The 15,060-nt window shown below is 44.8% G+C and carries 13 protein-coding genes; 5 read left to right on the forward strand and 8 right to left on the reverse strand.

Annotation, left to right across the window (positions count from 1 at the left end; all coding sequences use genetic code 11):
• Positions 1–10 precede the first annotated feature (10 nt).
• Positions 11–1,648, reverse strand: a complete 1,638-nt coding sequence (locus tag ACVLR6_RS04685; protein WP_005176615.1) for a sodium:solute symporter family protein — start codon at positions 1,646–1,648, stop codon at positions 11–13.
• Between the two features lie 1,288 nt (positions 1,649–2,936).
• On the opposite strand from ACVLR6_RS04685, the gene purL reads away from it, so the two are divergent.
• The 3 genes from purL (at position 2,937) to ACVLR6_RS04700 (ending at position 8,355) form a co-directional block, all read left to right on the forward strand.
• Positions 2,937–6,770, forward strand: coding sequence for a phosphoribosylformylglycinamidine synthase (purL, locus tag ACVLR6_RS04690; RefSeq protein WP_168414590.1), 3,834 nt, complete (start codon positions 2,937–2,939; stop codon positions 6,768–6,770).
• Between the two features lie 126 nt (positions 6,771–6,896).
• A complete protein-coding gene (locus tag ACVLR6_RS04695) occupies positions 6,897–7,763 on the forward strand; it encodes a carboxypeptidase-like regulatory domain-containing protein (protein ID WP_455995927.1) in 867 nt (288 codons plus the stop codon).
• Between the two features lie 274 nt (positions 7,764–8,037).
• A complete protein-coding gene (locus tag ACVLR6_RS04700; protein WP_005176621.1) occupies positions 8,038–8,355 on the forward strand; it encodes a hypothetical protein in 318 nt (105 codons plus the stop codon).
• A gap of 110 nt (positions 8,356–8,465) precedes the next feature.
• Here ACVLR6_RS04700 and ACVLR6_RS04705 read toward each other — a convergent pair whose 3' ends face one another.
• Together ACVLR6_RS04705 and ACVLR6_RS04710 are read right to left on the reverse strand one after the other, a co-directional pair.
• A complete protein-coding gene (locus ACVLR6_RS04705) occupies positions 8,466–9,257 on the reverse strand; it encodes a nitroreductase family protein (protein ID WP_160243417.1) in 792 nt (263 codons plus the stop codon).
• 95 nt (positions 9,258–9,352) lie between these two features.
• Positions 9,353–10,153 (reverse strand): enoyl-CoA hydratase, encoded by an 801-nt coding sequence (locus ACVLR6_RS04710; protein WP_160241484.1) that lies wholly within the window; start codon positions 10,151–10,153, stop codon positions 9,353–9,355.
• Positions 10,154–10,253: 100 nt separating this feature from the next.
• Between ACVLR6_RS04710 and ACVLR6_RS04715 the strand changes: the two genes are divergently transcribed.
• Positions 10,254–10,823 carry a nicotinate-nicotinamide nucleotide adenylyltransferase gene (locus tag ACVLR6_RS04715; protein WP_075174739.1) on the forward strand — a complete coding sequence of 190 codons (570 nt, stop codon included), beginning with the start codon at positions 10,254–10,256 and terminating at the stop codon, positions 10,821–10,823.
• Positions 10,824–10,886: 63 nt separating this feature from the next.
• A complete protein-coding gene (locus ACVLR6_RS04720) occupies positions 10,887–11,471 on the forward strand; it encodes a YceI family protein (protein ID WP_005176631.1) in 585 nt (194 codons plus the stop codon).
• 75 nt (positions 11,472–11,546) lie between these two features.
• Here ACVLR6_RS04720 and ACVLR6_RS04725 read toward each other — a convergent pair whose 3' ends face one another.
• The 5 genes from ACVLR6_RS04725 to dapD form a co-directional block, all read right to left on the reverse strand.
• Positions 11,547–12,008 (reverse strand): peroxiredoxin, encoded by a 462-nt coding sequence (locus ACVLR6_RS04725; RefSeq protein WP_005176635.1) that lies wholly within the window; start codon positions 12,006–12,008, stop codon positions 11,547–11,549.
• 156 nt (positions 12,009–12,164) lie between these two features.
• Positions 12,165–12,578, reverse strand: coding sequence for a hypothetical protein (locus ACVLR6_RS04730; RefSeq protein WP_005176638.1), 414 nt, complete (start codon positions 12,576–12,578; stop codon positions 12,165–12,167).
• A 16-nt stretch (positions 12,579–12,594) separates the two neighbouring features.
• Entirely contained in the window at positions 12,595–13,263 is a 669-nt protein-coding gene (gene queC, locus ACVLR6_RS04735) for a 7-cyano-7-deazaguanine synthase QueC (RefSeq protein WP_005176642.1), read from the reverse strand.
• A 98-nt stretch (positions 13,264–13,361) separates the two neighbouring features.
• Entirely contained in the window at positions 13,362–14,072 is a 711-nt protein-coding gene (gene queE / locus ACVLR6_RS04740) for a 7-carboxy-7-deazaguanine synthase QueE (RefSeq protein ID WP_075167785.1), read from the reverse strand.
• A 95-nt stretch (positions 14,073–14,167) separates the two neighbouring features.
• On the reverse strand, positions 14,168–14,989 hold the full coding sequence (dapD, locus tag ACVLR6_RS04745) for a 2,3,4,5-tetrahydropyridine-2,6-dicarboxylate N-succinyltransferase (protein WP_005176646.1): 822 nt from the start codon (positions 14,987–14,989) through the stop codon (positions 14,168–14,170).
• Between the last annotated feature and the right edge of the window lie 71 nt (positions 14,990–15,060).

The raw sequence follows: 15,060 nt of genomic DNA on the forward strand, positions 1-15,060 counted from the left end.
TGAAATCTCCTTATTTACTTTTCTCAGATAGCTGGTGAAATTCAATCACCATCTTGTTGATTTGTTTAAAATCAAATCGTTCTTTACTGTAGACCAAGGTCAGAACAGTACAGACCAGAGCACTGCTGCCATAAGCAGTCAGTGAGCTTAATAAGGTGCCGTATTCACGCAAGAAGCCGATGGTCCATGGCATGAAGCCAATACTGGCCAAGATACCCACCACCAAACCGACTTTTTTGCCGAAGAAACCAAAGGTCATCAGACCCAGCACCACACCAATACCCAGGGTTGCAAGTAGCTCAAAGCCAAGCGCAATCAAGCCCTGGATTGGAATCCATTCAAAACGGACAATCAGGAAGCTGACGAAGGCGAGCCCGACCGACCAGTTAAAGGCACGAGAATTCACTTTGTCCCAATACAGGCTGACAATTACCGGAAATACAATAGACCCCCAAAGTGCACCCACAAAAATCAGCATTGATAAAATGTCAAATTTTAAAGTGGCGATAATGATCCCAAGCATGGTGGCGACAATCATGGTTATACGACCAATAAACAGCATTTTCTTGGGATTAGGTTGGTTTTTGGCAATCTGTTTTCCATAAATGTCAGTCATCACAATCGCAGATAACGCAGACAGATCCGAGTCAGCCGTTGAAGACAGCGCACCGATCACCATGATAAATAACAGGGCCACCATAAATGGAGAGAGATACGTCGCTGCCATTTGTGGAATCAGGTTATTCAAGTTGCCATCAATCGGTTGAATTCCGGCAAACAAGGCCAGTAAGCCGAGCATCCCCAACCCGATCACAATCGCGGCATAACCAATCGTCGCCGTAATAAAACTGGGTTTAATCAAGTCTTCCCGTACCGCAAATAAACGTTGGGCAATGGTCTGGTTACCGATGGCATACGCCAGGACTGCGACGAAGAAAGGCGCACCTTGTTCTAGAAATGCAGTTTTAGAGAAGAAATCGAGCTGTTCAGGCTGCAGGTTGTGAATACCCGTTTGAAACAGGGACGGTCCGCCCAAAGTGAAGAACAGCGTTGGGATAATGATCACCGCCGCCACGATCATCGCCACCAGCTGGCCAAAATCGGTAAATACAGAGGAACGGAAGCCAGACCAGAGGGTATAAGACAGCACACCAATCCCGGTGATCAAGACGCCATGTACAAAGCTTAGGGGAGATAAAATTTCGACCAAGGCACCTGCTGCAGTAAAATTCACCATCAAACTGATGACACTTCCCACAATATTGGAGCCTGCCAAAATCATCTGGCTCTGGTTGCCATGGCGGGCATGCATAATTTCTGCCAGCGTATGTGCATTGGGTGCCAACTCACGAAAGCGCTTACCAAAAGGATAAATAAACAAAATCATCAGCGCGCCCCAGAGGCCGTAGTGCAAGGCACCGGAAACGCCGTATTTATAACCTGAAGAGGCAGCTGCATAGAATGACGCTGCCCAAATCCAAGTTGCGGTCATGCTGGCCGCAGACATACCAAAGCCAATAGAACCATTCGAGACCATATAGCCATCGACATTTTCATTTTTTTGTTTAATACGTAACGACAGTACAAAGGTAATGCCGTAAAAAAGCACCATCAATAGTACAGTGGTTGTACTAGTGAATTGAAACATAATTACTCCTTAAGCGAGGCACCTTTATTTTAAAAAACAAATCTTTTGGTGACGTACTAAGGCTCTAAAACAGGCAGAGCATAAAGCTGCAGAAAATGAGAAATCTGGTGTTTAAATATCTAGCCGATATTTGATCCACAGCATAAAAAGATGTACGTAGGTGAGTCCAAAAATGGACCTTGCCTCAGCAATTGAGCTAGAGCTTAACATAAAACCATCAAATTCACTGATGAAGTCAGTGGGAAGTAAGGTTTTTTGCTGATATAGGGGTGATTTTTAGATAAAAAACTATGATTTTGCAGGGTCAAATATATGAATATTTTTTTTAGGGATTACAGTAATTTATAGATTGGATTAAAACTTGTTGAAGTTTGCGTTAATTTAAAATGTTAAAAAAAGTAACAAAAATTAAAAATTCATATTTTTTCGATTTTTACTTGTTGGTCAAAGCTTATATTTTAAACCAATTCTTGTAGAATGAATTGGATGAAATTTATTTTAAATGTTATTTCTTCATATTATTGACAAGTTTTTTTTATGAAAGGTAAGTAATCATTTATCAAATAGATGCAATGATAATTTTAGGGTGGATATTTATATAGGGCTTTTTCCTTGAGAATATCTATATATTATCTACTAGATTATCCCTGATATTAGGAAGTGAAATACATAATGGAAAAAACTCTTGTGACATATTCGTGGTATGAGATTATAAGGGTTGGATTTGCATATTTTCATTCTTTCTTTTAGGTGAATAAATCAAGTTAAACTCAAGAGAATACAGGACGAAAAATAATAGAAATATTGAACGTAAAAATCCCATCTAAGAGGGTGAAGTCTCAGGGTTCAAGGTTCACAAAGGCAAAGACCAAAGGGATCCTGAGCGGATGACAGCAACGCTCTCTTCGGGTGGATATGAGTACTCAGCTTTCAGGATGATTAATTCGTACAAAAAATTTAATTTCTGGTTCTGCAGCAGGCTATTCAGACAATCTAGGACTAGCTTTCATCATGCTTATAGAACTGTTGAAAAATAAGACAATTTTTCTGATGCAAAAAATTATCAATACAGTTTTACTCGATATGAAACAAAATATGATAATCTGCGCGGCCGGTTCAATTTTTTTGACTGGAAATAAACAGATTTTTATCAAAACTCTGATCGTTTCGCTGTCAGATTTATCAAATCCTCTCTAGCTGATTGGCTCATTTCACAGTAGAATATGCGCTCTCTTCAAGTCACATTGTGGCGAGGTCCAAAAGATCTGCCCGTGGAGCCAAAATCAGCATGTTTATCGTGGCCGGTGCACCTGCACATTCTTCTTTTAAGAAAACTCAACTATTATCACGTTTATCGTCAATTAGTTCTGTTCAATCTTTCGATAGCCAATGGATCTATCTGTTTGACCAAGCGCTCAACGAGCAGCAGCAACAATCAGCTTTAGAGCTGTTAAATGATGGCGCATCTTTTGAATTACGTCAGCCTGCCAGTGACGAAGTCCAAATTTTAGTGACTCCACGTGTCGGTACCATTTCGCCGTGGTCATCCAAAGCGACGGATATTTTTGCCAACTGTAATATTCCAGTGCACCGTATGGAGCGCGGATTGCTGTTTACCCTAAAAGGTGTAAAAGCGCTTTCTAAAGAAGCATTACAGATCTTGCATGACCGCATGACCGAAAGCGTGTTTACTGACATTACAGATGCAGCCGCACTGTTCGTGGAAACCGCACCAAAACCGTTAAACTCAATTGATATTCTGGGTCAGGGCAAAGAAGCACTGGTTAAAGCCAACAATGAATTTGGTTTTGCACTGTCTGAAGATGAAATTGATTATCTGACTGAAGCTTTCACCAAACTGGGCCGTAACCCGAATGACATCGAACTGATGATGTTTGCGCAAGCCAACTCTGAGCATTGCCGTCATAAAATCTTCGGTTCAGAATGGACCATTGATGGTGAAGTTCAGCCGTTGTCTTTGTTCCAGATGATCAAAAACACCTATAAAGAATCACCAACCGATGTATTGTCAGCATATAAAGACAACGCATCGGTGATTGTAGGTTTTGATACCCAGCGTTTCTACCCAACGCAAGAAGAAAACGGTCAATACGTTTATAAATACAAGAGCCAGGCGGCTCACATCCTGATGAAGGTGGAAACCCATAACCACCCAACTGCAATTGCCCCATTTGCCGGTGCGGCAACCGGTTCAGGTGGTGAAATCCGTGATGAAGGCGCAACCGGTCGTGGTGGTAAGCCTAAAGCAGGTTTAACTGGTTTCACCACATCGAACCTGAACATTCCAGGCTTTGAACAGCCATGGGAAGATAACTACGGCAAACCATCACGTATGGCCTCTCCGCTGCAAATCATGATTGAAGGTCCACTCGGTGGTGCGGCGTTTAACAACGAATTCGGTCGTCCTGCCTTAAATGGTTACTTCCGTACCTTTGAACAAAACGTCAATGGCGAAGTCAAAGGCTTCCATAAGCCAATTATGATTGCCGGTGGTTACGGTAACATCCGTCCGGATCATGTCGAAAAAGATGCAATTCAACCGGGCGATCTTCTGATCGTGCTTGGTGGTCCAGCCATGCTGATCGGTTTAGGTGGTGGTGCAGCGTCTTCTGTAGACAGCGGTACCATGGGTGAGAGCCTGGACTTCGCTTCTGTACAACGTGAAAACCCGGAAATGGAACGCCGTTGCCAGGAAGTAATTGATACCTGCTGGCGCATGGAAGATGAAAACCCAATCGTATCGGTGCATGACGTTGGTGCGGGCGGTATTTCAAACGCAATGCCAGAACTGGTCAACGATCATGAGCTCGGTGCGGTACTGGATTTACGTAAGATTCCATCGCTTGAGCCAGGCATGTCGCCAATGGAAATCTGGTCTAACGAAGCACAAGAGCGTTATGTACTGGCAATCCGTCCAGAATCTCTAGCGTTGTTTGAATCGATCTGTGCGCGTGAACGTTGTCCGTTTGCGGTACTGGGTGAAGCGACTGAAGCGCGTCATTTAACCGTTGAAGATCCACTTTTTGGCAACAAGCCAGTGGATATGCCAATGCAGGTGATGCTGGGCGGTACACCACGTATGAGCCGTTCATATGAAAGCATCGAGCGTAAAGGCGATGATTTTGATGCAGCTCAAGTGACAGATCTGAAAGATGCGATTTACCGTGTCCTGAAAAACCCGACCGTTGCCTCTAAATCGTTCCTGATCACCATTGGTGACCGTTCGATTACCGGTATGGTGGCACGTGACCAGATGGTTGGCCCATGGCAAGTGCCTGTAGCGGATGCTGCAGTAACAACCACAAGCCTGGTGGGTTATACCGGTGAAGCGATGGCCATGGGTGAACGTCCACCAGTGGCATTATTGAACCCGGCAGCGTCTGCACGTTTAGCGGTAGCTGAAGCGATCAGCAATCTGATGTCTGCAAAAATTGACCAGATTGGCGACATTAAACTGTCTGCAAACTGGATGGCAGCAGCAGGACAAAAAGGTGAAGATCAGGCACTGTTCGAAGGCGTAAAAGCGATTGGTATGGAAATGTGTCCGGCACTGGGCATTGCCATTCCAGTCGGTAAAGACTCACTGTCTATGCGTACGACTTGGAATGACGAAGGTGAAGACAAATCTGTCACTTCGCCAATGTCAGGCGTGATCACTGCATTTGCACCTGTGACTGATGTGCGTAAGACATTAACACCAGAACTGAAAAATCTTGAATCTGTACTGGTACGTATCGACCTGTCTAAAGGTCAATTCCGTCTGGGCGGTTCGATCCTGGCGCAAGTGTACAAAGCGATTGGTTCAGTGACACCAGATGTCGACAGCTTCGATGACTTCAAAGCCTTCTTCGCATTGGTACAAGACTGGAACAACCGCGGCCTGATTAAAGCCTACCACGACATCGGTGATGGTGGTTTATTGGCTACTGTTGCAGAGATGATGTTTGCGTCACGCTTGGGTGTGGCACTGGAAGATCAATCGACTGCAAGCCTGTTTGCTGAAGAAATTGGTGCTGTGCTGCAAATTACCAAAGCAGATTGGGAAGCATTACAAGCTGAAGTTGCAGCGTCGACATTGAAAGATGCAATTGCGGTTGTCGGTACAGTCAACAATTCTGACCAGTTGGCGGTAAACGGTTTGGTGCTGGAACGTACTGACCTGCAACAGGCATGGGCAGAAGTGTCTTATCAGATCCAGCGTTTACGTGACAACGTTGAAAATGCCGATCAGGAATTTGCCTTAATTGCAGATAAAGCCCATCAGGGGATTATCGCGCAGCCAACTTATGACCTGAACGAGCCGGTTGAAGCACCGTACATCAACACCCGTCGTCCAAACATGGCGATTCTGCGTGAGCAGGGGGTTAACGGTCATGTTGAAATGGCGGCTGCGTTTGATAAAGTCGGTTTCAACACCGTTGACGTACACATGAGTGACCTGCTGGCCGGTCGTATCAGCCTGGATGACTTTGAAGGTCTGGTCACCTGTGGCGGCTTCTCTTACGGTGACGTTTTAGGTGCCGGCGGTGGCTGGGCAAAATCGGTGCTGTTTAATGCCAAACTGCGTGATCAGTTCGAGAAATTCTTTAACCGTCAAGAAACTTTCAGTGTGGGTATCTGTAACGGCTGTCAAATGCTGTCACAACTAGCACCACTGATTCCGGGTGCAGAGCATTGGCCACGTTTCCATCGCAATACCTCTGAAGTGTTTGAAGCGCGTACTGTGAACGTGCGTGTAGAAAAATCAAACTCGATTCTGTTTGATGGCATGGAAGGTTCAATTCTGCCAATCGCGGTTGCGCATGGTGAAGGTCGTGCTGTTGCCAGCGCTGAAGACTTTGCCGCATTAAATGCTGGCAACCAGATCAGCCTGCGTTATGTCGACAGTCAGGGCAATGTGACCCAGCACTATCCACTGAACCCGAACGGTTCTCCAGAAGGGATTACTGGTGTGACCTCTAAAGATGGTCGTGCCACGATTATGATGCCGCATCCGGAGCGTAACTTCCGTGCCGTACAACATTCCTGGAAACCTGAAGAATGGACTGAAGATGGTGCATGGTTACGTATGTTCCGTAACGCACGTAAATTCATTGGTTAATTGACCTTATTTTGAAAAGCCACCTACGGGTGGCTTTTTTATCGGCGTTTCATCCCAAAATGGGGATAGCTGATTTTGCCCGGCACCGTACAATAAACAGCATAATTATAAAAGTGGATAACAAAAATGCAGATGCGAACGGTCATTCCTATTTTTACCAGCTTGATTATGCTGAACGGTTGTGGTGGTGAGAGTGCCAAGATTCAGGAGTCTGTCAGATATGCTCAGCCGCTGCATTCCAGTTTAACCCAGTCCCAGTCTGGTACGCAGCCACAAGGTGAAAAGTGGTCGGTTTCAGGTCAGGTATTTGATGCCAGTGGGCAGCCTGTTGCTCAAGCCAAAATCTATGTGCAGCTGGGCGAACACAACTATTATGCCCATTCTCAGGCTGATGGCCGCTATACCTTATATCTGCCTCGTGAATATGATTATCCGGATCATATTGCCGGCACGGTCTGGATGGAGGGCTATCAACCGGAAATCCTGTTGCTGTCCTATCAGAACCAGCATTTATATATTGATCAGCATAGTCATCTGGTTCAGCTCAAGCCTTTAACCGAAGCGCATGTGGTGTTTCAGCAGGGGCTACATTTAATTCATCTGGGTGATGATTCACTGGTGAAAAACCCGGAAACCCGAATTCAGACCGCGCCACAAGGACTGGTCTGGAGTGATGGTTTTCAGTACACGCAGGCGCTGCAAAAACAGTATAACCAGCTCTGTATCCAGCTGTATGGCAAGGGCATTCAGAGTCAGTATGCCAATCAGGATAAGATTTCCATCTCCAGAAAAAATGACCTGCGTTTAAGCATTACCCAACTGCTGTCAGACAGTCCGAGTACGGGCGCCTATAGTGCCAATGAGCACTGTTTCCCGTTAAGGCATTTTCAGGTGAATGATCATATTCAGGTGCAAATTAAGTCACATACCTTGGACACCGATCAGGATAATTTCGAGATGCTGAATATTGTGGGCGTCTTAAAAAAAATTTAAAGCAGATTACCTTGCTGAGATAAATAATGAGCTCAATGGAATAGCCTAAGCAAAGAAAGGATCTAATCGATTTTGAAGATTCAATAATTCTCGCTATTCCATTGCCATGTTTCATCCAAACCCATAGCTAAAGCTGGGCAATTGTTTGGGATCAGTACTGTATCTATTCAAACAGATGTAGCGCTATTCAGGATTTAGGTCATTTCTTGCAAACAGCAGATGACAACAGGCCAGTCAATACGGTATGAAAGATAGATCAATACCGGGAGTGACTATGCTAAAACTGATTTTTTATGTGCCTGAATCGCATCTGGAAGCCACCAAAGCTGCTGTATTTAAAGCCGGTGGTGGGGGAATCGGCGATTATGAACACTGTGCCTGGCAGGTGCTGGGCACCGGGCAATTTAAACCCTTACGTGGCGCAGACCCGTATATTGGGGAAGTCGGCACGCTTGAAAAAGTAGAGGAATGGCGGGTGGAAATCATTGTACCGGAAGATAACGCAGCAAATGTAGCCCGTGCCTTAAAAGATAGCCATCCTTATGAAGAACCGGCATTCGAGTTTATTCAGATGATAGATGTGCAGTTTTAATTATTGAATATTGGAATATCTGACAGAGAGGGAGAGCCTTTTAATCAGCTCTCCCTTGTGCAGCAGTCCCGCTTCTCTCTTAAAGAAAAGTGGGACTTTTTACATCTTGTTTAAACTTTCTGAATAAACAACTCCCGGTCAAACCGGTATTGCGGGAAGAACACGCCATCTTTCGCACGTTCACCGGCAGCAATTACCATCACCACATATTGCTGTTCATTCAGCTTTAAGATTTTACGCACCATTGGCTCATCAAAACCTTCCATCATACAGCTGTCAAAGCCATAAGCGCGTAAGGCCAGCACCAGATTTTCACAGGCCAAAGCGGTAGTTTTCGAGGCCCACAGTTTGGCATCGGCCGGATGAAACGCTGACACTGGCAATTGTTTGTCCAGGCTACGTGCGACTTTAAAGGCCACTTTTTTGAAATGACCGAAGGCATTGAAATAGCCAGTTTTATAATTATAGGGAATAAATTTATAGTATTTTTTTACCGGAGCCGGCGCTTCAGGAAAAGGGAACTCGGAAATATTGAGTTTGGCCATTTCATCAATGCGATCAGTGCGTGCTACACAAACAATCAGCTCGGCCGCAGTTTTGGCTGCTAACTGACTCAGACAGGCTTTGACCAGCTGCTTTTTCTTGGCCGGGTTCTGAACCACATAAAAGGTCCATGGCTGTAAATTGGAAGAGTTCGGTGCCAGTAAGGCTAAATCCAGACAGGCATCTAAAATATCCGCTGGAATGGGCTTGTCGGTAAATTTACGTACTGAACGGCGACTGGTGATGACTTTACGAAAGTTTTCGACATCAATATCTTGTGGTGCCGGTTCGTAATAGCGTTTTTTCTCGGTTGAAGATGATGCAGAGTTTAAAGATGAGGGATCTGACGAATTTGACATGGGAACCATCACAAAAGAAATAAAAGAAAGAGAAAACAACTAAACCATAAAAAACGTAGGCGCAGCGACTGCACCTACGTTGATGAGCATAATACTTAATGAAACTGGGTAAAGTCAGGTTTACGTTTTTGCATAAAAGCCTGTACAGCTTCCATCATTTCCGGTGAGCCGACCCGTTTCATAAAGATTTCAGCTTCATGATCAATACAGTCAATGATCTCATCCAGATTGTGTTTCATTAGCGCTTTGGTTTGTTTGAGAGAAGCCAGTGGCAAGGCGGCCAAAATGTGCGCCTGTTGCTGGGCAGTGGCATATACATCCTCTTCAATGCTATTGACCAGACCGGCACTCAGCGCTTTATCACTATTAAACTTCTGTGCAGTCAGCAGCAATTCTGCGGCTTTATGGAAACCGGCCTGCTGTACCAGCAGTTTGCTGGACGCACCTTCTGGGGACAGGCCGAGGCTCACAAATGGAATCTGGAACAGGGCAGTGTTGTCGCTATAGACTAAATCTGCATGTAATAACAGCGTGACCCCAATGCCAATGGCTACACCACGCACCGCAGCAATTAGCGGTTTGGAAAAACGTGCAGCAGCTTTTAGCAATACAAAGGGTGGCGTATCTCCAGCTTTGCCTTGCAATGGTGTTTGAATAAACTTCATGAAGTCCTGCATGTCGTTACCGGCACTGAAATCAGCATCGGCTCCGCGTAAAATTACTACGCGGACGTCTTTATTCTGATCGGCTTCGTCCAGTGCCTGCGCAATCCATAAATACAGTTCGCCATACAGGGCATTTTTGGCTTCCGGGCGCTGAATGGCTAAGGTCAGTACGCCATTGTCTAAATTCGCATTCAAATGTGGATGGGGTTGTTGAATACAGCTCAGTGTCATCGTACTATCCTTGCTTTCAATTAATTTGAATTTATGGGCTTATTATGGCGAAAATTATTGTTGACGCCACAACTGGTGAGTTCATAAAAGTTGATGTGCTATGAATTATAAATTTGATTATCTTGTGTTTATTGGCCGCTTCCAGCCTTTTCATCTGGCACATATGCAGACCATTTTAATCGCGCTGGAGCAAAGTGAAAACGTGATTTTGGCACTGGGCTCTGCACAAGATGAACGCAATATCAAAAATCCGTTTACTGCCGCTGAACGCCAGCAGATGATTCTGTCCAACTTTAGCCCAGAGCAGCAGCAGCGGATCAAATTTGTGCATGTGGTCGATGTATATAACGATGAAAAATGGCAGAAACTGGTGAAAATGCTGGTGGCCACGGTGGCCGGACCAGAAGCCAAAGTCGGTTTAATTGGCCATTTTAAAGATGAGTCTTCCTATTATCTGCAATTTTTCCCGGAGTGGGAGATGGTCGAGCTTGACAGTCTGGAAGGTGCCATGTCTGCCACGCCGGTACGTGAAGCCTATTTTCGTGGAGAAATCTGGACCGATGCCTTCCCGCCGGGCACAATCAAATTTTTACAGAATTTTCAGCACACGCCGGTTTATCAACAATTACAAGACAAATATCATGCGCAAGACCGTAGTAATCTCACCTAAGCTCGCCGGCTCCATCTTGTTAACGAGATAAAGCAAGCCAGCTGTGTAGCAAGGAGATAAGCGATGAACTTGAACCCGTCACATGTAGCAAGGTCAAAGACCAAATGCTTACTGGGTGCGGCTATTATGCTGTTGGGTATCAGCCCGGCCTATGCCGAGCGCTGGACCTTGACCCCAAAAAGTGAAGTTGGTTTTGAGATTAAGTCCATGGGCGTGCAACTGGTCGGAGGGCAGTTTAAAGAGGTGCAGTCAGTCATGCATTTTGATCCAAAAGCACCGCAGCAGGCCTCAACCCAATTTGTGCTAAATGTGGACAGTCTGCAGCTGAGTAAACCGTCTTTAAGACATATGATTCTGGGCGAGGACTTATTCCATGCCCAAAAATATAAAACCGTCAGTTTTAAAAGCACGCGTTTTACTGCTTTAGGTCCTGATCAATATCGTATTGCCGGTAATTTAACCCTACGCGGCGTGACGCGTCCGGTTGTTTTTCATACCAGTTTAAAACCGAATACAGGAAACCCGAAATTGCTGGATGTGCAATCATCAACCCAAATTCAGCGTAGTGATTTCGGTATGAAAAAGGCGATGGGTGGTGTTGGAGAAAAGGTCAATATTCAGCTTAAAGGTCAGTGGCGTGTTCAATAATGAGATAACAATAGACGTGATGAGTGAATTAAAAGCCTGAGCTTGTATCAGGCTTTTTTCCGATCCAGCAATTGTTTAACTGTTGGCTTGTAAGGTTTTTAAATCTTCCAGTACCTGCTCGGCATGTCCTGCAGCCTTGACTTTACGGTATTCCTTGACCAGCTGGCCATTATGGAAAATAAAGGTAGAGCGCTCAATCCCCATGACTTTTTTGCCATACATATTTTTTTCTTTAATCACATCAAAATGCTGGCACAGCACTTCCTCCTTATCACTGATCAGATCAATCGTCAGGTTCTGTTTGGCAGTAAAGTTCTGATGCGCTTTCACCGAATCACGCGACACGCCAAGAATGGTCGCACCCAATGCCTCAAACTGATCTTTCAGGCCAGAAAAATCTACCGCCTGCGTGGTACAGCCTGGAGTGGAATCCTTTGGATAAAAATACACAATTAACCATTCCGCCTGTAGTTCAGCCAGATTGATTTCCGCCGTGGTGGTCGGAAAAGTCTGATTCGGTAAGTTCAAGTCGCTCATGATATCGTCCTTTTAGATTGTGTCAGTTTTTAAATTGCCTCTATCATACCGAATTTCCTGCGTTTTCTCACAAATTACCGGTAGAGAAAAATGAACGCAGCAAACTGGGCAAAAAAAAGCCTGCAATGGATGCAGGCCTCTGGAGGAAATATATGATTATTTCTTTTGCTGCGCTTGCGCGGCTTTCATGGCTTCTTCAGTTAAGGTTTTTAATTTACCGGTTAACTGAGGACCAAAACATGCCTGTAAGTCTTTGTTTTGTTTTTGGACAAAAGCAAGGGTACTTGGGCTTTTCTTCTGGTTAATGGTACTTTGGATTTCCCATTTTTGTGCATTGGTCAGCTTGCCATCGGCTTCAACCGCACAGGTACAGTATTTGCTGACTTCAGCAGCGCTTAACTTTTTACCTTTTGCAGTTTCTTCTTTACAAACATTAATCAGCGCCGATTTTACATTGGTGCTTTTATATGCCTGTTGCAATTTGTCTGTGTTGGCCTGAGCAGATGTTGCAAATACGGCTACAGTAGACACAATCGCAGAAAGGATAATGTTTGATTTTAAATTCTTCATAGATTCTACCTTGTCATTACGGTATATAACGTGTCGGATCAGCCACACCTGCGTCTAGGAAACCCTGTTTACGTAAACGACAGCTATCGCATTTTCCACAAGCACGTCCTTGGTCATCTGCCTGGTAGCAAGACACCGTTTGACTATAGTCTACGCCATGATCAAGACCTAAGCGAATGATATTTGCTTTGGATAAATGTAACAAAGGTGTTTCAAATTTGAGTGGTTTTCCTTCTACGCCCACTTTGGTGGCCAGACGCGCCATATTGGCAAAAGCCTCAATAAACTCAGGACGACAGTCCGGATAACCCGAATAATCCACCGCGTTAATACCAATAACAATGGCTTCTGCATCAAATACTTCCGCTGCTGCCAGTGCATAAGACAGGAAGATGGTGTTACGTGCTGGCACATAAGTCACCGGAATACCATCCTGTTCCTGCTCGGGTACCTCAATATTATGATCGGTCAGGGCAGAGCCACCTAAGTTACCTAAATCAATATTAATGACACGATGTTCTACACCTGCACGCTGGGTTAAGGCTTTGGCAGCGTCCAGTTCAGTGGTTGAACGCTGGCCATAACGAAAACTGAGGGCGATACATTCATAACGCGCTTGCGCCCACGCTAAACAGGTTGTTGAGTCTAAACCACCAGATAACAATACAATGGCACGAGGGCGCATCAGAATCTCCAAAATAATAAAAAGCAATTTGAGCTGTGTATAAAGCTTTGCGTTTCGCAGCTTAATTTTGCAAACAGAGCAATTATACAGCAGCCTGATTAACGACCAGTTTCGTCATTCCACAGCAGTTTGTGTAACTGTAGCTGAAAACGAACAGGGAGATGGTCTTCTAAAATCCATTGGGCCAAATCACGGGCCAGTTGCGGCATGCGTGCGGCACCATTTTCAACTTCAAAGGCAGGGGAAAACCAGACGGTACTGACTTTTTTATGCAGTTGATATAACTCTACTTGCTGCTTTGACCATTCATAATCTTCACGGTTACAAATTACGAACTTGATTTGATCATGCGCAGTCAAATAGTCCAGATTTGAAAGCAAATTTCGTGCAACTTCCCCCGAGGTTGGGGTTTTTAAATCTAGAACTTTGGAAACACGCGGGTCTACCTTAGATACATCTAAAGCACCGCTGGTTTCCAGGGATACTTCACAGCCTAAATCTGCTAATCGCTGCATTAAAGGCAGTGCATTCGGCTGTGCCAGCGGTTCACCGCCCGTCACGCAGACATACGGTGTGTTAAAGTCCAGCGTGGTCTGAATAATTGCTTCAAGTGACTGACGTTCGCCGCCTTCAAAAGAATAGGTGGTATCACAATAAGTACAGCGCAGCGGACAACCGGTTAAACGGATAAATACGGTAGGCAGCCCTGAGGTATTGGCTTCGCCTTGTAATGAATAGAAGATCTCCGTAATGCGTAAACCCGCAGACGGATCAGAAACAGGAATAGCGGAAGATCGAAGCGTACTCATAACAAATTAACCACCGGGTAGAAAAACAAAAATCTCTACGATCATTGCTAACCGTAGAGATGAGGAGCGATAGCTCCGCTTAAACTAAAGAAAAATTAGTCTTCGCGTAATAAATCGTTCAGGCTGGTTTTCGCACGTGTTTGCGCGTCAACTTTTTTCACGATAATGGCAGCATATAAGCTGTATGTGCCGCATTTAGATGGCAGGCTACCAGAAACAACTACAGAACCGGCAGGAACACGGCCGTAGTGGATTTCGCCAGTTTCACGGTCATAAATCTTGGTAGATTGACCAATGTAAACGCCCATTGAAATCACAGAACCTTCTTCAACAATCACGCCTTCCACGATTTCAGAACGTGCGCCGATGAAGCAGTTATCTTCAATAATGGTCGGATTGGCTTGTAGTGGCTCAAGTACACCACCAATACCAACACCACCAGACAAGTGTACATTTTTACCAATTTGTGCACATGAACCGACAGTGGCCCAAGTGTCGACCATAGTGCCTTCATCTACGTATGCACCAATGTTGACATACGATGGCATCAGCACCACATTTTTTGCCTGGAACGAACCTTTACGTGCAACTGCAGGGGGTACTACGCGTACGCCAGCCGCTTTAAACTGTTCTTCAGTCCAGCCTTTGAATTTGGTGTCGACTTTGTCATAGAAACGAAGATCACATGACTCAATTGGTTTGTTGTCGTTCAGTTTAAAAGATAACAAAACGGCTTTTTTCAACCATTGGTGTACAACCCATTCACCGTCAATTTTTTCCGCTACACGCAGTGTACCGTTATCTAAGCCAGCAATAGCTTCCTCTACTGCCTGACGGATTTCAGCCGGGCAGTCTGCCGCGGTGAAATTAGCACGATCTTCAAACGCTTGTTCAATAATCGTTGAAAGCTGAGACATGATCTTCCTTCCAAAAAAATTTTCAAGATTTTACACTAAATTGAACACGGGTTAGATGAAAATTGGCGCTA

This window comes from Acinetobacter sp. T63, from assembly GCF_053852345.1.

Bases quoted from the DNA above. Each gene is read 5' to 3' on its own strand.
- ACVLR6_RS04715 (WP_075174739.1), top strand. From the start codon at position 10,254: ATGAATTATAAATTTGATTATCTTGTGTTTATTGGCCGCTTCCAGCCT.
- ACVLR6_RS04730 (WP_005176638.1), bottom strand. From the start codon at position 12,578: ATGAAGAATTTAAAATCAAACATTATCCTTTCTGCGATTGTGTCTACT.
- ACVLR6_RS04700 (WP_005176621.1), top strand. From the start codon at position 8,038: ATGCTAAAACTGATTTTTTATGTGCCTGAATCGCATCTGGAAGCCACC.
- ACVLR6_RS04695 (WP_455995927.1), top strand. From the start codon at position 6,897: ATGCAGATGCGAACGGTCATTCCTATTTTTACCAGCTTGATTATGCTG.
- dapD (WP_005176646.1), bottom strand. From the start codon at position 14,989: ATGTCTCAGCTTTCAACGATTATTGAACAAGCGTTTGAAGATCGTGCT.
- ACVLR6_RS04725 (WP_005176635.1), bottom strand. From the start codon at position 12,008: ATGAGCGACTTGAACTTACCGAATCAGACTTTTCCGACCACCACGGCG.
- ACVLR6_RS04705 (WP_160243417.1), bottom strand. From the start codon at position 9,257: ATGTCAAATTCGTCAGATCCCTCATCTTTAAACTCTGCATCATCTTCA.
- queC (WP_005176642.1), bottom strand. From the start codon at position 13,263: ATGCGCCCTCGTGCCATTGTATTGTTATCTGGTGGTTTAGACTCAACA.
- ACVLR6_RS04720 (WP_005176631.1), top strand. From the start codon at position 10,887: ATGAACTTGAACCCGTCACATGTAGCAAGGTCAAAGACCAAATGCTTA.
- queE (WP_075167785.1), bottom strand. From the start codon at position 14,072: ATGAGTACGCTTCGATCTTCCGCTATTCCTGTTTCTGATCCGTCTGCG.
- ACVLR6_RS04685 (WP_005176615.1), bottom strand. From the start codon at position 1,648: ATGTTTCAATTCACTAGTACAACCACTGTACTATTGATGGTGCTTTTT.
- ACVLR6_RS04710 (WP_160241484.1), bottom strand. From the start codon at position 10,153: ATGACACTGAGCTGTATTCAACAACCCCATCCACATTTGAATGCGAAT.
- purL (WP_168414590.1), top strand. From the start codon at position 2,937: ATGTTTATCGTGGCCGGTGCACCTGCACATTCTTCTTTTAAGAAAACT.